21 protein-coding genes are annotated in these 15,756 nt (G+C 58.8%); 10 read left to right on the plus strand and 11 right to left on the minus strand.

Annotation, left to right across the window (positions count from 1 at the left end):
* Window positions 1-84 precede the first annotated feature (84 nt).
* Genes KI617_RS03505 through coq7 form a run of 3 tightly spaced genes read left to right on the plus strand, consistent with a single transcriptional unit; the run spans window position 85 to window position 1,784 of the window.
* Complete coding sequence (locus tag KI617_RS03505; protein WP_226450642.1) at window positions 85-633, plus strand: RNA pyrophosphohydrolase; 549 nt, start codon at window positions 85-87, stop codon at window positions 631-633.
* A gap of 2 nt (window positions 634-635) precedes the next feature.
* Window positions 636-1,154 carry a CNP1-like family protein gene (locus KI617_RS03510; RefSeq protein WP_226450643.1) on the plus strand — a complete coding sequence of 173 codons (519 nt, stop codon included), beginning with the start codon at window positions 636-638 and terminating at the stop codon, window positions 1,152-1,154.
* A gap of 6 nt (window positions 1,155-1,160) precedes the next feature.
* The gene (coq7, locus tag KI617_RS03515; RefSeq protein WP_226450644.1) at window positions 1,161-1,784 is read left to right on the plus strand and encodes a 2-polyprenyl-3-methyl-6-methoxy-1,4-benzoquinone monooxygenase; all 624 of its coding nucleotides are present in this window, start codon (window positions 1,161-1,163) and stop codon (window positions 1,782-1,784) included.
* 22 nt (window positions 1,785-1,806) lie between these two features.
* Here the strand turns inward: coq7 and KI617_RS03520 are convergent, their stop codons facing one another.
* Window positions 1,807-2,235 carry an OsmC family protein gene (locus KI617_RS03520; protein WP_226450645.1) on the minus strand — a complete coding sequence of 143 codons (429 nt, stop codon included), beginning with the start codon at window positions 2,233-2,235 and terminating at the stop codon, window positions 1,807-1,809.
* Window positions 2,236-2,736: 501 nt separating this feature from the next.
* Here KI617_RS03520 and rplM point away from each other — a divergent pair.
* The 5 genes from rplM (at window position 2,737) to erpA (ending at window position 5,382) form a co-directional block, all read left to right on the plus strand.
* Entirely contained in the window at window positions 2,737-3,165 is a 429-nt protein-coding gene (rplM, locus tag KI617_RS03525) for a 50S ribosomal protein L13 (protein ID WP_226450646.1), read from the plus strand.
* 9 nt (window positions 3,166-3,174) lie between these two features.
* The gene (rpsI, locus tag KI617_RS03530) at window positions 3,175-3,567 is read left to right on the plus strand and encodes a 30S ribosomal protein S9 (protein ID WP_011286416.1); all 393 of its coding nucleotides are present in this window, start codon (window positions 3,175-3,177) and stop codon (window positions 3,565-3,567) included.
* Between the two features lie 254 nt (window positions 3,568-3,821).
* Window positions 3,822-4,556, plus strand: coding sequence for a DUF6776 family protein (locus tag KI617_RS03535; protein ID WP_226450647.1), 735 nt, complete (start codon window positions 3,822-3,824; stop codon window positions 4,554-4,556).
* A 9-nt stretch (window positions 4,557-4,565) separates the two neighbouring features.
* Window positions 4,566-4,967 (plus strand): bactofilin family protein, encoded by a 402-nt coding sequence (locus KI617_RS03540; RefSeq protein WP_226450648.1) that lies wholly within the window; start codon window positions 4,566-4,568, stop codon window positions 4,965-4,967.
* Window positions 4,968-5,031: 64 nt separating this feature from the next.
* Window positions 5,032-5,382: an iron-sulfur cluster insertion protein ErpA gene (gene erpA / locus KI617_RS03545; protein ID WP_226450649.1), complete on the plus strand. Its 351-nt coding sequence runs from the start codon at window positions 5,032-5,034 to the stop codon at window positions 5,380-5,382.
* A 52-nt stretch (window positions 5,383-5,434) separates the two neighbouring features.
* Here the strand turns inward: erpA and proB are convergent, their stop codons facing one another.
* The 4 genes from proB to rplU form a co-directional block, all read right to left on the minus strand.
* Entirely contained in the window at window positions 5,435-6,556 is a 1,122-nt protein-coding gene (gene proB, locus KI617_RS03550) for a glutamate 5-kinase (protein ID WP_226450650.1), read from the minus strand.
* Window positions 6,556-7,629 carry an Obg family GTPase CgtA gene (gene cgtA, locus KI617_RS03555; RefSeq protein ID WP_226450651.1) on the minus strand — a complete coding sequence of 358 codons (1,074 nt, stop codon included), beginning with the start codon at window positions 7,627-7,629 and terminating at the stop codon, window positions 6,556-6,558. Before cgtA ends, proB begins: the two co-directional genes overlap by 1 nt.
* 107 nt (window positions 7,630-7,736) lie before the next feature.
* Window positions 7,737-8,000: a 50S ribosomal protein L27 gene (rpmA, locus tag KI617_RS03560; RefSeq protein ID WP_011289196.1), complete on the minus strand. Its 264-nt coding sequence runs from the start codon at window positions 7,998-8,000 to the stop codon at window positions 7,737-7,739.
* 21 nt (window positions 8,001-8,021) lie between these two features.
* The gene (gene rplU / locus KI617_RS03565) at window positions 8,022-8,333 is read right to left on the minus strand and encodes a 50S ribosomal protein L21 (protein WP_011289195.1); all 312 of its coding nucleotides are present in this window, start codon (window positions 8,331-8,333) and stop codon (window positions 8,022-8,024) included.
* A 128-nt stretch (window positions 8,334-8,461) separates the two neighbouring features.
* Here rplU and KI617_RS03570 point away from each other — a divergent pair, with 128 nt between their 5' ends.
* Together KI617_RS03570 and KI617_RS03575 are read left to right on the plus strand one after the other, a co-directional pair.
* On the plus strand, window positions 8,462-8,806 hold the full coding sequence (locus tag KI617_RS03570) for an FKBP-type peptidyl-prolyl cis-trans isomerase (protein WP_226450652.1): 345 nt from the start codon (window positions 8,462-8,464) through the stop codon (window positions 8,804-8,806).
* Window positions 8,803-9,960: a pseudouridine synthase gene (locus KI617_RS03575; protein WP_226450653.1), complete on the plus strand. Its 1,158-nt coding sequence runs from the start codon at window positions 8,803-8,805 to the stop codon at window positions 9,958-9,960. Before KI617_RS03570 ends, KI617_RS03575 begins: the two co-directional genes overlap by 4 nt.
* An 80-nt stretch (window positions 9,961-10,040) precedes the next feature.
* On the opposite strand, the gene KI617_RS03580 is transcribed toward KI617_RS03575, so the two are convergent.
* From KI617_RS03580 to KI617_RS03605, 6 genes are all read right to left on the minus strand, one after another.
* The gene (locus KI617_RS03580) at window positions 10,041-10,478 is read right to left on the minus strand and encodes a MaoC family dehydratase (protein ID WP_011289192.1); all 438 of its coding nucleotides are present in this window, start codon (window positions 10,476-10,478) and stop codon (window positions 10,041-10,043) included.
* A gap of 204 nt (window positions 10,479-10,682) precedes the next feature.
* Window positions 10,683-11,882, minus strand: coding sequence for an ABC transporter permease (locus KI617_RS03585; RefSeq protein WP_226450654.1), 1,200 nt, complete (start codon window positions 11,880-11,882; stop codon window positions 10,683-10,685).
* Window position 11,883: 1 nt separating this feature from the next.
* On the minus strand, window positions 11,884-13,092 hold the full coding sequence (locus KI617_RS03590) for an ABC transporter permease (RefSeq protein WP_226450655.1): 1,209 nt from the start codon (window positions 13,090-13,092) through the stop codon (window positions 11,884-11,886).
* Window positions 13,093-13,103: 11 nt separating this feature from the next.
* The gene (locus KI617_RS03595; RefSeq protein ID WP_226450656.1) at window positions 13,104-13,877 is read right to left on the minus strand and encodes an ABC transporter ATP-binding protein; all 774 of its coding nucleotides are present in this window, start codon (window positions 13,875-13,877) and stop codon (window positions 13,104-13,106) included.
* Between the two features lie 4 nt (window positions 13,878-13,881).
* Window positions 13,882-15,030, minus strand: coding sequence for an efflux RND transporter periplasmic adaptor subunit (locus KI617_RS03600; RefSeq protein ID WP_226450657.1), 1,149 nt, complete (start codon window positions 15,028-15,030; stop codon window positions 13,882-13,884).
* Between the two features lie 8 nt (window positions 15,031-15,038).
* Window positions 15,039-15,626 carry a hypothetical protein gene (locus KI617_RS03605; RefSeq protein WP_226450658.1) on the minus strand — a complete coding sequence of 196 codons (588 nt, stop codon included), beginning with the start codon at window positions 15,624-15,626 and terminating at the stop codon, window positions 15,039-15,041.
* Window positions 15,627-15,756: the final 130 nt, after the last annotated feature.

Here is a 15,756-nt window from a genome sequence, read left to right on the forward strand (position 1 = left end):
TCGATTTTACACGGTCCCGCTTCTTTGCATGTGGGCGCCCTTTGTGAAAGAATCCGGGTAACTATTAATTTTTGCAGGATTTCTATGCTCGATCGTGAAGGCTACCGCCCGAACGTCGGCATCATTCTTTGTAACGGAAGGAACGAGGTTTTCTGGGGTAAGCGCATACGGGAGCATTCCTGGCAGTTTCCACAAGGTGGTATCAAGCGCGGCGAAACGCCCGAAGAAGCCATGTTTCGTGAACTGTATGAAGAGGTCGGGCTCTTGCCCGAGCACGTGCGTATCCTCGGACGGACCAAGGGCTGGTTGCGTTATGAAGTGCCGACACACTGGATCAAGCGCGAATGGCGCGGATCCTACAAAGGCCAGAAGCAAATCTGGTTCCTGTTGCGGTTGGTCGGGCGCGATAGCGACGTCAGTTTGCGCGCGACTAGCAAGCCCGAGTTTGACGCATGGCGCTGGAATGACTACTGGGTACCGCTTGATGCGGTGATTGAGTTCAAGCGTTTGGTTTATGAGCAGGCGCTCAATGAACTTGTCCGCTTTCTGGATTTTGATCGCAAAGGGGCTCGCCATAAAAAAGAGGCGGAGTCGTATCCTGAGGTTACAGACGTTATTCAGTCCGGAGAGTAGTCATGCGCTGGTTTCGTAGTTTGGCTCTCTCTCTGGTGACTTTGTTGGTCACGCATTCTTTGGCCTTGGCTGACTTCGAGGAAGATTACGAGAGCAAGCAATGGCAGGAAGTGGAGGTCGCCCTGCCTGTTGCGCCAAAGGAAACTAATCTTCTGCCTTTCTACGTCAGCGCAGCCACCAGCAATCGTTTTTTCATCGACATTTCCACGCTGAGTGTCGGCGCTGATGGTGTGGTGCGTTATGTCCTTTTGGTCTTGTCGCCAGAGGGGGGGCGTAATGTCACCTTCGAAGGAATGCGCTGCGAGTCGAGGGAGCGGCGGATATATGCCTCCGGGCGGTTAGACGGCTCTTGGTCGAAGGCGCGCAAGAATGAATGGATTCGCATTCAGGATGCTTACGCCAATCGCCATCACGCGGTGCTGTTTCTCGATTACTTCTGTCCTTTTGGCAACATCGTGCGTGACGCGGCAGAGGCCAGAAACGCCTTGATGCTTGGTGGTCATCCGGATAACAAGCGTTGATAACACATGTCACCTGACCAATTCATCGTCGAGTTTGATCGAGCCTTGCGTACGGTGCTGGCGCCAGCGCGTAGCGTTCGGCCCGTTCCTGGAAGCGCGCTACCAGAGGCCGAGCTCGACGTTAGTCAAAAGCAACTTGTTGTCGGGCTAATGCGGGTCAATCATTGCGGTGAAATCTGTGCCCAGGCTTTGTACCAAGGGCAGGCGCTGACGTCGAGGGATGCTGCCATTCGCGAAGCCTTGCGTGGCGCCGCTGATGAAGAAACTGAACATCTGGCTTGGACCGAGCAGCGAATTTCCGAGTTGGGGGGGCGCAAGAGTTTTCTGAATCCCCTCTGGTATCTTGGTTCTTTAACGCTAGGGTTGGCTGCTGGTGCCTTGGGGGATAAGTGGAACCTGGGTTTTCTTGCCGAAACGGAGCGACAGGTTGAGGCCCATCTGGATGGGCATCTACAAGCCCTGCCGGAGGGGGATGGCCGCTCCCGAGCCATCGTCGACCAGATGCGGCTTGATGAAATTCAGCATGCCGAGACCGCTGTTCGGTACGGTGCTGCGGAGTTGCCTGTACCTGCAAAAGCGATCATGAAAACGATGGCCAAGGTCATGACCGGTATTGCCTACCGAATCTGACCCTTGGCCGGCAAAGCGCGCATCAGGCTTCTTCGATGATCTCGAAGTCGTAAGTGATCTCTGCAGTCTTGCTGATCATGATTGATGCCGAGCAATATTTGTCTTTTGACAACTCTATGGCGCGGGCAACCGCATCGGGCTTCAGTTGTTTTCCAGTGACGCGGTAGTGAAAGTGGACGCTGGTAAAGACCTTTGGATCGCTTTCGGCACGTTCTGCTTTGAGGCTCACGGTGCAATCGCTGACTTGTTGCCGCCCTTTCTTGAGAATCAAAACGACGTCAAAGGCTGAACAGCCTCCGGTGCCCGCTAGAACCATTTCCATTGGCCGTGGGCCTAAGTTGCGCCCTCCTGCTTCCGGTGCGCCATCCATTACGACAGCGTGGCCGCTACCGGTTTCTGCAACAAACGACATCCCGGCGTCGTTGCCCATCCATCTAATCGTGCATTCCATCGATCTCTCCTTGCTGGGGGCTGAATTTTAGCGGATATGTATTTGTTTTAGGATTCCCTTGTCTGATGGTGCGCTGCACCAATTTTGGGGTGCCGTTGCTGGAATAAAGGTGGGGATGTGGTGTTTAAATATCGGTGAATTGCATTTTTTATATATATAAATTTTGTTTAAAAACAATTCATTAATATTTATAATTTAATTCTATTGATGAATTTGTGTATTATTTGTGCGTTGCACAAAAAGTTCTTGCTGGTGGTTCTCGCTTCGTGCACAATGTGAAGCGTACGAACTGTAGTGACTTTGTGGTGATGGGTCCTCTGGTTCAGATTTGTCTCCTCCACCCTCCTCCTTTGGTGTGGATTTAACGCGGCTCAGCGAGCCGCGTTTTTTTTGTCTATCTTCTGGATTGATGGAGAAGGCATTGACAGCGGCTCAGGAAGTCGACTAAAATCCGCGCCTTTCTCCAATCTGCGCCCAAATTTTTCAGGACGGCACACTTATATGAAAACGTTTTCCGCCAAGCCACATGAGGTGAAGCGCGAGTGGTTTGTGGTAGACGCCACAGACAAGGTGCTCGGCCGCCTCGCTACCGAAATTGCTCGTCGCCTCCGTGGCAAGCACAAGGCTATCTATACCCCCCACGTTGATACCGGTGATTTTATCGTCGTCACCAATGTGGACAAGATCACCGTTACCGGTAACAAGGCCGAAGATAAGAAGTACTTCCGCCACTCCGGCTATCCCGGTGGTATCTACGAAACGAACTTCAAGAAGATGCAGCAACGCTTCCCGGGCCGCGCCCTGGAAACTGCCGTCAAGGGCATGCTGCCGAAGGGTCCGCTGGGCTACGCTATGCTGAAGAAGCTGAAGTGCTACGCCGGCGAGCAGCATCCGCACACTGCCCAGCAGCCGAAGGCTCTGGAAATTTAAGGGGTCATCATGGCTGAAAGTTATTTCTACGGTACAGGCCGTCGCAAGAGCGCCGTTGCCCGTGTCTTCATGAAGCGTGGTTCCGGTGCCATCGTTGTAAATGGCAAGCCGGTCGATCAGTTCTTCTCCCGCGAAACCGGCCGCATGATCGTGCGTCAGCCGCTGGCGCTGGTTGAACAGCTGAACGGTTTCGATATCAAGGTTAATGTGATCGGTGGTGGCGAGTCTGGCCAGGCCGGTGCTGTGCGCCACGGTATTACTCGTGCCTTGATTGAATATGATGCTGCCTTGAAGCCCGCTTTGTCCAAGGCTGGTTTCGTAACTCGCGATGCTCGTGAAGTCGAACGTAAGAAAGTCGGCTTCCATAAGGCTCGTCGTCGTAAGCAGTTCTCCAAGCGTTAATTCGCTTCGAGCGCAAGGAAAGCCGCCTTTTGGCGGCTTTTTTGTTTTTTGGCTGCGCGCTATGATGCGCCGTTGCTTAGATGTGGGCGCATGAGGAGAGCTTGCATTATTGGCTGCGCAGGAAAGGCTGCTTGATACTCTTTGCGGTTATCTACGCAGCTTCCCTTGGCGGAAATTGCATCATAAAACGAAACATCTACGGTGGATGAGGGAGAAATTTTGCTCTGGTGTCAGCGCGGTGGAAGGATCGGGTTATGCCAACTCCGGCAGTGGCCTTGAAATTGAAACGATTTCGGCGTCGATTTGGAATTTCGGCGCCGCGGGTTGTTGTGCGCAGCCATGTTCCGTGGCCGTGGTTGCTGTTGCCTGCAGTCTTGCTGGCTTTGCTGCTGGGCGTTGCGGTGTGGCTGATTGCCCAGAAAAATGAAGCTGGAATTTTGGGGCAGGAGGTCGAGAATCTGCGACAGCAGATTCAGGTTCAGTCAGAGGAGTTGAATCTTTTGCGTTCAACTGCTGGGACCGGGAAAAATGCAGTAAGTATCGAGCGAGCTGCGCAGCAGCAGTTGCTTGGCAGAATCCAGGGGTTGGAGGCTGAAAATGCAGCGCTCAAGGAGGATGTCCTCCTGTTTGAGCGCTTGATTCCTATTGCCGGGGAGGGGGCTGCTGTTCGTGTTGAAAACTTTAGGGTTTTCAAGGAATCCGAGACCCGTTTTCGCTATCGTCTATTGATTGCTTTTCGGCCTGATAAGCAAACGCCAGACTTTCGGGGGCGCCTGCAGGTTGTGATCAGTTATGTCAGTGCTGGTAGAGTATTTCAGTTGGTATTGCCAGAAAAGCGAGAAAGCGCTGCTGGGTATCTACTCGAAATAAAGAGCATTCTTCGTCGGGAAGACTTTTTTGAATTGCCTGCTGGCGCTGTATTGCAGGGGGTGGAGGCGCGAGTCCTGCAGGGTGATACACTCAAATCGAAACGATTGGCTCAACTCTAGGAGTGGCGCATGTTTGGGAAAAAAAACGAAAATAAACCTCAGGGGCGTATCGATAGCCTTATCGGCGCTGGCACGCGAGTTGAAGGCAGCCTGTATTTTACTGGCGGGTTGAGAATTGATGGTGAAGTGAAGGGGAGCGTGCAGGCAGCAGAAGGAGCTTCTTCTTCGACTTTGGTGCTCAGCGAACACGCGCGTATTGAAGGAGCGGTTGTCGTTGCGCACTTGGTAACTAATGGTACGGTTGTGGGGCCGGTCTCCATAACTGAAACCCTGGAAATGCAGCCGAAATCGCGCATTGTCGGTGATGTGGAGTATGCCTCTATCGAGATGCACCAAGGGGCGGTGATTGAAGGGCGCTTGGTTCATTCGGCAGGTAAATCGGTGGAACTAAAGCTGGCAGCCTCGGCCTAATTAAATTGACCGGGAATGCGCTGGCTAGCATAATCTCGCAAAAATTTTCTTTGGAGTTGTGTTCATGAATGCAGTTAACGAAATGGCTATCCCTCTTGTTTTTACCGACAGCGCTGCGGGCAAGGTGAAGGAATTGATTGAGGAGGAGGGTAATCCGGGCCTCAAGTTGCGAGTATTTGTTACGGGTGGTGGTTGTTCGGGCTTTCAGTATGGTTTTACCTTCGATGAGGAGGTAAACGAGGACGATACAACCATGGAAAAAAATGGTGTTACGCTTTTGATCGATCCAATGAGCTATCAGTATCTGGTTGGTGCAGAAATTGACTATAGCGAGGGTTTGGAGGGTTCGCAATTCGTGATCCGCAACCCGAATGCAACCTCCACCTGTGGTTGCGGTTCGTCGTTTTCTGCTTGATTGCTTTGGGTTTTCTGAAAAAAAGCGGTGGAAGCCGCTTTTTTTGTCTGTCTCAGGATGAGAGGATCAGATTGTCCCGGTGGATGATTTCGGGTTCGTCCACGTAGCCCAGCGTATTCTCGATTTCCAGGGTGGTCTTGCGGGCGATCAGGCGGGCTTCGCCGCTGCCGTAGTTGCTCAGACCACGAGCAATCTCTCTGCCGTCGGGGCTGATGCAGGCAACGGCGGCGCCGCGTTCGAACTCTCCCTCGGCGGCGATGACGCCGATCGGGAGCAGGCTCTTGCCGGCATGTAGTGCATCCACGGCGCCTGCGTCGAGAATCAGGCGGCCGGCTAGTTGCAGGTGGTCGGCCAGCCATTGCTTGCGGGCAGCTAGCGGTTGGGTTTGTGAGACAAGCAAGGTGCCAACCGGTTCGCCGTTAGCCAGGCGGATGATTGGATCGATCTCGCGGCCGCTGGCGATGGCGGTATGGGCGCCGCTGCGGGCGGCGCGTTTGGCGGCGATGACCTTGGTGATCATGCCGCCAGTACCGATGCGGGTGCCGGCGCCGCCAGCCATGGTTTCTAGTGATTCGTCGCCGGCCGTGGCTTCATGGATCAGCGTAGCGTTGGGATCCTTGCGCGGATCGGCGGTGTACAGACCTTGCTGGTCGGTCAGGATGATCAGCGCGTCGGCTTCGATCAGGTTGGCAACCAGGGCGCCCAGCGTGTCATTGTCACCGAACTTGATTTCGTCGGTGACGACGGTGTCATTTTCATTGATGATCGGCACGACGCCCAGTTCGAGCAGGGTATTCAGTGTTGAGCGGGAATTAAGGTAGCGCTTGCGGTCGGCGAGATCGTCATGGGTCAGCAGGATCTGTGCGGTGTGCAGGCCGTATTTGGCGAAGGCGCCTTCATAAACCTGAACGAGACCCATCTGGCCCACTGCGGCGGCAGCTTGTAGTTCATGCACGCTCTTCGGGCGCTTGGCCCAGCCCAGGCGCTGCATGCCGCAGGCGATTGCGCCGGAGGATACGAGTACGACTTCCTTGCCCTGTTCGCGCAGCACACTGATCTGGCGCGCCCAGTCATTGATGGCGGCGAGGTCGAGGCCTGTGCCGTTGTTGGTGACGAGCGCCGAGCCGACTTTGACGACCAGGCGTTTGGCGTTGGCTAGGCGAGTCTGGTTCATTATTCTTCCGTGCTGGTGTTTTCGTCTTCGTCGTCCGGAATTTCCGGGCGATCCATCTGTTCCAGGGCTTCCTGGATGGCATAGATCAGCGGCTTGGTGCCTTCGCCGTTGATGGCGGCAATCGGGAAAGCCGGGCCATCGTACTTGGTGGCTTTTTTGTAGGCTTTCAGGAATTTGTCGATGGCGGCCTGCCGATCTTCTTCGGGAATCAGGTCAAGCTTGTTGAGGACCAGCCAGCGCGGCTTGTCGGCCAGTGCGGGGTCGTGCTTGACCAGTTCGCCAACGATGGCCTTGGCATCGCGTACCGGGTTGGCATCGGGGTCGATTGGGGCGATGTCGACGAGGTGGAGCAGGATGCGGGTGCGCTGCAGGTGCTTGAGGAAGCGGATGCCGAGGCCGGCGCCGTCGGCGGCACCTTCGATCAGGCCGGGGACGTCGGCCATGACAAAGCTCTTTTCCGCGCCAACACGAACGACGCCGAGATTCGGGTGCAGCGTCGTGAACGGGTAGTCGGCAACCTTCGGGCGGGCCGAGGAGACGGCGCGGATCAGCGTGCTCTTGCCGGCATTGGGCAAGCCAAGCAGGCCGACGTCGGCCAGCACGCGCAGCTCAAGACTGACCTCGAACTCTTCGCCTTGGTCGCCATTGGTTTTCTGGCGTGGGGCGCGGTTGGTCGAAGACTTGAAGTGGATGTTGCCGAGGCCGCCCTTGCCACCCTTGGCGAGCAGGATCTTCTTGTCGTGGACGTCGAGGTCGGCCAGGATTTCGCCGGTGTTCAGGTCGGAAATGACCGTGCCGACCGGCATGCGCAGGATGATGTCATCGCCGCCGGCGCCGTACTGATCGGCGCCGCCACCGTTTTCGCCGCGCTTGCCGATGAATTTCCGGGTGTAGCGGTAGTCGACCAGGGTGTTGATGTTGCGGTCGGCAAGTACATAGATGCTGCCGCCCCGGCCACCATCGCCGCCGTTGGGGCCGCCCATGGGGATATATTTTTCGCGGCGGAAAGTCGCGGCGCCGTTGCCGCCGTCACCGGCTTTTACGTATATCTTTGCTTCGTCGATGAACTTCATGCTTTTCCGCCCCTAAATCCGCGAGGGATGTCGCCGCCAGAAAATCTGGCGGCATAAACTAAAAAGCCCCATCCAGCGGACGGGGCTTTTGCTTCCGCTTGGCCGAATTATTCGGCAGCCGGAACGATGGTCACCACGCGGCGCTTTTTCAAGCCCTTGATGGAGAACTGAATCACGCCGTCCTTCAGTGCGAACAGGGTGTGATCCTTACCGCAGCCGACGTTGTCGCCCGGGTGGAATTCAGTACCGCGCTGGCGAACGATGATGTTGCCAGCCAGGACGAATTGACCGCCGTAGCGCTTGACGCCCAGTCGTTGGGCTTGTGAGTCGCGGCCGTTACGTGAACTACCGCCTGCTTTCTTGTGTGCCATTTGTTAGCTCCTTGTCTGAACTTAAGCAGCGATCGTGTCGATGCGCAGTTCGGTGTAGTTCTGACGATGGCCTTGACGCTTCTGGTAGTGCTTACGACGACGCATCTTGAAGATCTTGACCTTGTCGTGGCGGCCGTGGGAAACCACGGTGCACTTGACGGTGGCGCCAGCAAGGAAGGGGGCGCCGATCTTTACCGACTCGCCTTCGCCTACCATGAGGATCTGGTCAAGGGTAACTTCTGCGCCAACGTCTGCCGGTATCTGTTCTACTTTAAGTTTTTGACCAGCGGAAACGCGATACTGCTTGCCGCCGGTTTTTATGACCGCATACATGAGTTGGACTCCAAAACAATACAAAAAGGTGCTACAAAGAACCGCGCATTATACGCAAAAGTTTCGCTAAGTCAAAGCCTTGTCTACGGGATGTGTTAAACTGCCCGCCTTTGAAAAAGGAGTTCTCCATGGCTGAAATCACGACTGCCTCCGGGCTGGTTTATGAAGATACCGTCGTCGGCGAAGGCGCCGAGGCCAAGGCGGGCAATTTTGTGACGGTCCATTACACCGGCTGGCTGACCAATGGCAGCAAGTTCGATTCGAGCAAGGATCGCAACGATCCGTTTGAGTTCCCGCTCGGCCAGCGCCATGTGATCGCCGGTTGGGATGAGGGTGTCCAGGGCATGAAGGTCGGTGGCTCGCGCAAGCTGACTATCCCGGCTCAACTGGGTTATGGCGCACGCGGTGCTGGCGGCGTTATTCCGCCGAATGCGACATTGGTTTTCGAGGTTGAACTGCTTGGCGTGCAATGAGCGATAACTCCGGTCAAGACGATCCCTGGGCCAAATGGCGCAAGCCTGAGGCCCCTGCTGCGGTTGAGGCTGAAGCAAAGCCGAAAGCCAAGCCGGTTGAACCGGTAAAGCCTGCTGCGCCGGTTGATGTCGTGGCGCCGGTTGAGGCCTCAGTCAAACCAGAGGGAACCCTGGGCGTGCGGAAGTCGGCGATGCCTGCCGATCGCCCGCTCAATCGCCGGCCGATCCGCGGTGGTGCCGTGCAGAAGCGGGCGACCATGGCAGATAAGGTGGCGATCGCTGAACGGTTGTCCGACAAACCGGCACGGCCGTCGAGCGCCAAGATGCGTGGTGATGCGCCGCGTGAAAATCCGTGGAAAAAGGCCGCGCCTGTGCAGCCGTCGAGGGCGCCTGCCGTTGCTGCGAAGCCGCTCGGGCCTAGCCCGAAAGGCGTTCGGCTTTCCAAGGTGATGTCGGAGCGTGGCATGTGTTCGCGCCGCGAGGCTGATCTGTGGATCGAGCGCGGCTGGGTGTTTGTCAATGGCGAGCAGGTCAGCGAACTGGGCACCCGCATCGACCCATCGGTATCCGAAATCACCGTTTCCCAGGATGCGAAGAAGGATCAGGCCAAGGCCGTTACCATCCTGCTCCACAAACCAGTCGGCTATGTCTCCGGACAGCCCGAGCCGGGCTGTGTGCCAGCGGTGACCTTGATTACGGCGGAAACGCAGGTCGAGCAGTCGGGTGGTCCGGAATTCAAGCCGTGGATGTTGCGCGGCCTGGCGCCGGCCGGTCGTCTGGATATCGATTCGACCGGTTTGCTGGTGCTGACCAGCGATGGCCGTGTCGCCAAGCGCCTGATCGGTGAGGACAGCGAGGCGGAAAAAGAATATCTGGTCCGCGTTTCCGGCGAGTTGATCAAGGGTGGTCTGGACCTGCTGCGTCATGGTCTGGAGCTCGATGGCAAGCCGTTGAAGCCGGCCTGGGTCAAGCAGTTGAACGAAGACCAGTTGCACATCATTCTGAAGGAAGGCAAGAAGCGCCAGATTCGCCGCATGTGCGAACTGGTCGGTCTGCAGGTGATCGGCCTGAAGCGGGTGCGCATCGGGCGGATTCGGCTGGGCGATCTGCCGATGGGTCAATGGCGCTTTCTGCGGGCTGACGAGGCCTTCTGATTTCGGGTTGTTTTTAGGCATCCCGTAGAAAGCAAAACGCCGGCAAATTTGCCGGCGTTTTTATTTGCAGCAGCCTGAACTTAGGCGGTGCCGCCCACAGCCTTGGCGCGAACCGGCGGCATCATGACGCATTCGCCTTCGATGACGGTCTTGCCGGCAACTGTACAGACAGTATCGAGCGTGACGCGGTTCTTCTCAACGTTCACTTCCTTGACGGTGACGGTAGCGCGGACGGTGTCACCCGGGCGAACCGGCGCCTTGAACTTCAGGGTCTGGGAAAGATAGATGGTGCCGGCGCCGGGCAGGTGGTTGGCCAGCACAGCCGAGATGAAACCAGCCGACAGCATGCCGTGGGCGATGCGGCCGCCGAACATGGTGGTCTTGGCGTATTCCTCGTCGAGGTGGGCCGGATTGACGTCGGTGGAAATGCCGGCAAACAGGATGATGTCGGTTTCGGTGACGGTCTTGGCGATGCTTGCGGACATGCCGGGTTGGAGTTGGTCGATGTGATACGCCATGGCTGGGCTCCTTGCGTGGTTTGTTGAAATTTGAACACGAACTCTAGCATACGTTAGCGTATGGTTGTGACAGCTTGCCTACGCCATCTGCTGGCGATTATGACGCCAAGACAAGCTGAAGTGCGATGGGTACGACGAGGTGTCGATGATGCGCCGAAGGATAACTGTTTGGTGAACAAGGTCGCGCTTGGCCTGTAAATGAAATTACTCGGTGCGCAGGGCTTCGACCGGATCAAGCCGAGCTGCGTTGCGGGCAGGCAGGACGCCGGCGGCGAGGCCGATCGCGATGGCGATACCTTCGGCCAGCAGGACAAAGCTGAGCGGCGTGTGGACCGGCAGAGCGGGGAGCGCCAAGTGTATTAGCTGGGCCAGGCCGATGCCGAGTACCAGTCCGAACAGGCCGCCGAGTGCCGAGAGGGCGACCGCCTCGCCGAGGAAGAGCGCCAGGATGGTGCGGCGCGGGGCGCCGAGGGCGACAAGCAGGCCGATTTCACCGGTGCGTTCGGTGACGGCGATGGTCATGATGGTGACGATGCCGACACCGCCGACCAGCAGCGAAATGCCGCCGAGCGCGCCGACGGCCATGGTCAGTACGTTGAGGATATTGGACAGCGTCTTCAGCATCTCTTCCTGCGTGACGATGGTGAAGTCCTCGCGGCTGTGACGGTCGATCAGGTGTGTCTTGACGCGGCTGGCGACGAGGGCGGACGGAATGCCTTCTTTGGCCGCAATGTTGATTTCATCGACGCCTTCGCGGTTGAACAGTTCCTGGGCGCGGGCGGTCGGTACGAAAGCGGTGTCGTCAAGATCGATCCCGAGGAATTGGCCTTTCGGCGCCAGGACGCCGATGATCCTGAAATGCAGGCCGCCGACGCGCAGGCGCTGGCCAAGCGGATTTTCGCTGCCGAACAGCTCGGTTTTCAGCTTAGAGCCAAGTACGACGAAGGCGCGGGCGCTGCCTTCGTCGTCGGCGGGCAGGAACTGGCCGCTTTGCACGGTCGACCGGAAAATAAGCGGCAATTTGGAATTGACGCCGTAGATCAGCGTGCGGCGGGTTCGGCCATTGCCTTCGACTTCGGCATTGCCGCGGACGTTGGGCGTGACAGCGACAATGTGGGGCAAACGTTCAAGTGATTTCGCATCATCCAGCGACAGCGGGCGGGCGCTCGACGGCAGGCCGGACGGCGAGCCTCCGGTCTTGGTCTTGCCCGGGGCGACCGTGATGACATTGGTACCGAACTGGGTGAATTCGCCGAGCACGAAGCGGTGAATCCCTTCGCCGATCGAGGTGAGCAAAATGACCGCAGCAATGCCGACGGCGATGCCGAGTAGCGTCAGGAAGCTGCGCAGGCGCTGGGCGGTGATGGCGCGGACGGCGAGTTGGAGGGCGTCGGACCAGAGCATCTCAGTGCTTCATCAACGCTTGCACCGGGTCGAGTCGGGCGGCACGACGCGCCGGCATGACGCCGAAGAGAAGGCCGGTGACGAGCGCCGTGCTCAGGCCGGCGATGACGGCCCAGTTGGGCGGGTAGGCCGGGAAAACCGGGAAGAACTGGCGCAAGGCGAAGGCGCCCAATTCGCCCAGCAGGTAACCGAGCAGGGCGCCGACGGTAGACAGCATGGCGGCTTCGGCCAGGAAGGCGAGGCGGATGCTTCGGGCGGTGGCGCCCAGTGCCTTGAGCAGGCCGATTTCGCCAGTACGCTGGGTGACGGCAACGAGCATGACATTCATGACCAGAATGCCGGCGACAGCCAGACTAATGGCAGCGATGCCGGCGACGGCCAGGGTCAGGGCGCCGAGCAGCTTGTCGAAAGTGGCGAGGATGGCGTCCTGGGTGATGACCGTAATGTCCTCTTCTCCCCGGTGGCGCTGCTTGAGCGTTTCCATCGCCTGATCCTTGGCGGCGGGGATGGCATCGCGGCTGTTGGCTTCGATCAGGATGCGGAACAGGGTGTTGGAGTTGAACATGGCCTGCGCCAGTGACACCGGCACGATGACCAGTTCGTCGGTATTCATGCCCAGACCCTGGCCAACCGGCTTGAGGACGCCAATGATGCGCAGCCTACGGTCGCCGACGCGGACCAGTTGGCCGATGGCCGGTTCGGTGCCAAACAGTTCGCTGCGGATCTTGGCGCCGATAATGGCGACCGACGAACCACGGTTCCAGTCTTCTTCCGGCAGCCCCTGCCCCTGAGCCAGTTCGAAATTGCGGATGGGAATGAACTCGGCGGTCGAGCCAGCGACCATGATTTCGCGCAGCTTGCCGCCGAAGGCGATTTCCGAGGTGCCGACGGCAAGCGGGGCGACGCGGCGCACCGTAGGCAGGCGGCGCAGGCTGCCTGCGTCGTCGATGGTCAGGTCGCGTGGCGTCGAGGTAATGGCGTTGGCCGGGTTGAAACCGCCAGTGCCGGAACGGCCGGGCAGCACGATGACGAGGTTGGTGCCGATTGAGGAGAACTGGCCGACGACATAACGCCGAGCCCCGTCGCCAAGGGCGGTGAGGATGACGACGGCAGCAACCCCGATCGACATGGCCAGCACCGACAGCGCGGTGCGCATCGGGTAGCCGGTGGCCGCATCGCGGGCGAAGCGCAGGGTGTCAGTGAGGCGCATGGGGGGGGCTGCTACTCCTCCCCCTTCAAGGGGGAGGTTGGGAGGGGGATGGGTTTGTCGGCGGGCGGAAACCCATCCCCTCCCCGGCCCTCTGGGCCATAAAGAGGAGGGTTCGAATCAAGCTTCAAGCGCCCATCCTCCATCACCAGTTGCCGCTTGGCGCGGGCGCCCATGCTTTGGTCGTGGGTGACGACGATCAGCGTCACGCCCTTGGCATTGAGCGCTTCGAGCAGATTGACCACCTCCTCGCCGGTATGGCGGTCGAGATTGCCGGTTGGCTCATCGGCCAGGATCAGCGCCGGCTGCATGATCGTGGCACGGGCAATGGCGACGCGCTGGCGCTGGCCGCCGGAAAGCTGGTCCGGCTTGTGATCGGCCCGGTTTTCCAGCCCGAAGTCCTTCAGTGCCTGGGCGACGCGCTGCTTGCGTTCGGCCGGGGCGATGCCGGCCAGGGTCATCGGCAGGGCGATATTTTCAGCAGCGCTCAGGCGAGGCACGAGGTGGAAGCTCTGGAAGACGAAGCCGATGCGGGTGCTGCGTACGGTCGCCTGTTCGTCAGGGGAGAGGGTGGTGACATCGCGGCCTTCGAGCTTGTAGGTGCCTTCGTTGGGTCGGTCGAGCAGGCCGAGCAAGTTGAGCAGCGTCGATTTGCCGGAGCCGGAAGGGCCCATCACGGCAACGTATTCGCCGGCGGCGATCTGCAGGTTCAGTCCGGTCAGCGCATTGACCGTGGTGTCGCCGAGCAGGAAGCGACGTTCGATGCCGGAGAGCTCGATCAGTGCCATGCGCCTACTTCGCCTTGGCCTTGTCGTCTGGCGTGACCTTGGCGCCGGCCTTGACCCCCTCCTTGTCGAGGGAGGTGACGATGCGCTCGCCGGCTTTCAGCCCCTCCATTACCTCGGTGTATTCCCAGTTGGCGAGGCCGGCCTTGATCTGGCGTTCTTCCAGCTTGCCACTCTCAGGGTTGAAAAGCAGCACCTTGCCGCCTTCCTGAATGGCGGCGGTCGGGATGCGCAGGACGTTGTCGCGGCCGGAGAGGATGATTTCGACGTCGGCGCTGTAGCCAACGAGCAGCTTGCCGGCAGTTTCCGGTTGGTCGAAATCGACCTCGATGTCGACGGTCCGCGCCTGTTTTTCAACGGCCGAAACATAGGGGGCGACGCGCCTGACCTTGCCGGGCAGAACCTTGCCGGGCAGGGCGTCGAGCGTGATGCGGACCGGTTGTCCGGTCTGGATCTTGGGGGCGTCAACCTCATCCATCGGGGCCTTGATGTAGAGGCAGGAATCGTCGATCAGGTCGATGGCCGGTGGCGTCGGGACACCGGGGGGCGATGGGGTCGAGTATTCACCGAGTTCGCCGACGATCTTGGCGATCGTGCCGTCGAACGGGGCATACAAAGCCACACGGCCCTGATCGACACGGGTCGTCTTCAGTTTGGCTTCCGCCTGAGCAATGTCGGCCTTGGCGGTGTTGCAACTGGCACGGCGGACTTCTGCGTCAGTGCGGGCGGCTTCTTCCCGGCTGCTCGACACGAAACCCTTGGCGCGCAGTTCGGATTGTCGGGCGGCTTCTTTTTCGGCGTTGACTGCGGCGATGCAGGCTTCCTCGCTGCGTTTGGCGCTCAGCGTGATTTGCGCCTGGGCCAGCGCACTTTGCGCCTGCTGGTCGTCGTTCCACAGCTTGAGCAGCAGCTGGCCCTTCTTGACCCGGTCGCCTTCCTTGACGCCGAGGTACTCGATGCGTCCGCCAATGATGGTCGACAGCTTGGTGCGCTGACAGGCCTCGACAGTGCCGGCGCGGGTATTGGCCAGCGTTGCTTCGACCTTGCCAGCAGCGACTTCCTTGAGCGCCACCGGGATGGGTTGCGGGCGAGTGAACCAGAACAGGCCGAGGCCGAGAATGGCGATCAGGGCGACGATGATGGCGATGCGGCGCATGCGGATTCCTAGCGAAAGCCGGGTAACCACCCGGATTGTTCGTGGCCCCAGACCGGTTCGAGCGCCCCCTGGTAGAGTGCTTCGATGACCGGCGGCTCCTGCCACGGTTCATTCATGAAGGTCAGGCCGATTTCCTCGACGGTGCGACCTGACCAGTAGTGTTCGGCCACTTGGTCCAGCGCTTCGAGGGACAGGCTGTGCGGCAGGCGCAGGTAGTCCAGCCAGCTGGCGTCGTGAAAGGAGCAGAGATAGGCCCCCTTGGTCCGGGAGCAGCTCAGGTTCTTGCCAAAGACGCGCTGCGGGTGCTTGGTGCGAAAGGTCATCGCATCGGTGCGCGTGGCGAATTGCAGCAGCGCGTGCAGGCGACTGGGAAAATGGTTGTAGCGGCGTTGCCGAAAATACTCCAGATGGTATTCGGCAAAGTAATTCTGCACCGACAGCAACTGGTCGCCGGGGGTTGGCGGACCGCCCTCGGGGGCCGCCAGGGTGGCCCCGAAGGGGCTGCCTTTCAGGATGTCCCAGCCCGGCAACTCGGCCCCCGGCTCAAGCCAGCAGAAGAGCTCCAGCGTTGCGGTGTCCTTGATCAGATTGTCCATGGACCTAAGGGGTGGGGAGAATGACGCTATTCTGACCGATTGGCGTGGTTTGGCCAATCCAGGCGTATGGAAGCTGAGGCTGTGTCTGACAGAAATATGCAAACTGACATATGATTGAATCTACATAAAT

This window comes from Ferribacterium limneticum (genome assembly GCF_020510625.1).
GTDB lineage: Bacteria > Pseudomonadota > Gammaproteobacteria > Burkholderiales > Rhodocyclaceae > Azonexus > Azonexus limneticus_A.